The organism is Bacillus salipaludis (assembly GCF_004358205.1).
In genome coordinates this window covers 1-1,908 of sequence record NZ_SMYO01000087.1, presented here as the reverse complement: position 1 = coordinate 1,908, position 1,908 = coordinate 1, and the positions used below count along the sequence as shown (strand labels likewise).

General features: G+C 36.5%; 2 protein-coding genes. One reads left to right on the top strand and one right to left on the bottom strand.

Annotated features, from left to right (window positions below; genetic code table 11):
- Window positions 1-220 precede the first annotated feature (220 nt).
- Complete coding sequence (locus E2K98_RS30445) at window positions 221-631, bottom strand: DUF4279 domain-containing protein (RefSeq protein ID WP_165976446.1); 411 nt, start codon at window positions 629-631, stop codon at window positions 221-223.
- A 360-nt stretch (window positions 632-991) separates the two neighbouring features.
- On the opposite strand from E2K98_RS30445, the gene E2K98_RS30440 reads away from it, so the two are divergent.
- A complete protein-coding gene (locus E2K98_RS30440; RefSeq protein WP_133340735.1) occupies window positions 992-1,552 on the top strand; it encodes a DUF420 domain-containing protein in 561 nt (186 codons plus the stop codon).
- The last annotated feature ends 356 nt before the right edge of the window (window positions 1,553-1,908 follow it).

The window sequence follows — 1,908 nt, the reverse complement described above, 5'->3', positions numbered from 1 at the left end:
CCTAACTGTCTACGCTTAAAGACTAAAGTTACCTTTAGCCCTCCAAGACTCGCTACGAGCGAATGGCTAGTTCTTACTCGACGGGAATCCCACCCGTTATATGATACGACCTAGGCTCGGCCGCACACCTGCCCCGTTAGTGGAACAAGAAAAAGGCTGCCGAAGCAACCCAATCATTAACTCTTGCACCCGATAGTTGTAGAAGAAAAAATGGAATTTATTAATTTTCAACTTCTCCATACGAAATAATATGGACTTCAAATCTAATATTTAAGTCAGCTAATGCTTGTAGAGTCTCGGGATGTAATTCAAACCCCAATTGTCCTAAATTTGAGCTTAGACCAAAATATATATAGGCATCATAAATTTCAGCGATTTCACTGATAAAAGCCTTATAAGGCAATAGTGTGTCTAAAAATTCCCCTAACACTTGATTTAATTCCTCGTTATTTTTAAATTTCATCTGATAGCTCCAATAAGAATCCTTCATTTTTATCTCTTTGGTAAGTAATTCACCTTTTCTTTTAACGCTTGAAGGTTTAAGGTTTAACTTCTTTGTTATTTCATCAGGGACTAAATCTACACCACGAATAATGAAACTAAATGATCCTGCGACAAAACTCTCTTCCATTCCTAAACACATCCCCAGAAAACATAATAATTAAATTTCTCCGAACGAGTACCAAAATCCTTGTTAAACTATACTGCCCCTTTAGTTCAACAAGAAAGAGCTGCCACGATGACAGCTCAGATCTTAAACTCAAGCACCCTATAGTTTAAGTACAATTCTTCACAATCTTAATTTTACCCGTTTCCTGTAACTAAAGCTCTTTTCTCAAATTCATTTTTGGCAGTTGTGCCTGATGATTGGATCCAGCGACTTTTTCCTCTTAGAAATGACAGTGATTTATTAATATACTATAATGCACATATGAATAAGCAATTCATATAGGTTTTTTACATACAAAAAAATAATGAGGTATTGATTCCCATGACACAAACGAATAATCAACAGTACAATCAGAAAAGCAATAAAAACTTTGCTGTGCTAATTATTTCCACTTCCGTCATTGCCAATATTATAATTCTGGCGCTGTTCTTTACGAACATAGGTTATAAAGGAAAAGTAACCTGGGATGTAAATATTTTACCCCGGCTGAATGCCATCTTTAACAGCTTTACATTCATTTTTTTAGTCGCTGCTTTCATTGCAATTATGAAAAAAAATGTAAATGTGCATAAAGGCTTAATTCTGGCAGCTTTTTCTTCCACTTTTTTATTTTTAATTTCATACCTGACCTTCCATTATATATCTCCTGAAACAGCAAGATATGGGGGGCATGGTGCCATTAGAACGATTTATTTCATTATTCTCATTACACACAGCTTTTTAGCTGCCATCATCGTGCCGATTGCGCTTTTTGCTCTTGTATGGGGATGGACGATGCAAATTACAAAACACAAAAAAATTGTCCGGTGGGCAATGCCCATCTGGCTGTATGTAAGTATAACCGGCGTTATCGTTTACTTAATGATGGCACCTTACTATTAAGAGGAACTCCCTGATATGTTTCATGTTGGTCATGAACATAACTGGAATAAGGAGAAATCTCCGCACAAAAAGCTTGGGAAACTCCCCAAGCTTTTTGCCTTTAATTTTCTACACAAATATATTAAATGCTATCAATTTCATCTAAGAAAATACCTGTTCTAAATCTATATTGTCCTTATTCCACTAAACTGCCCCGTTAAGTCGAATAAGAGAAAGTAGGGAAACCTCTCTCGAGGCTTCCCCCTTATCAAACCGTACGTGCCCTATTAAGGCATACGGCTTACCAAATGTTACAATGTTTATCAAGAGGATGCATTCCAGGCATTTTGCATCTTTTGTAAGCGATGAGGGGTAAA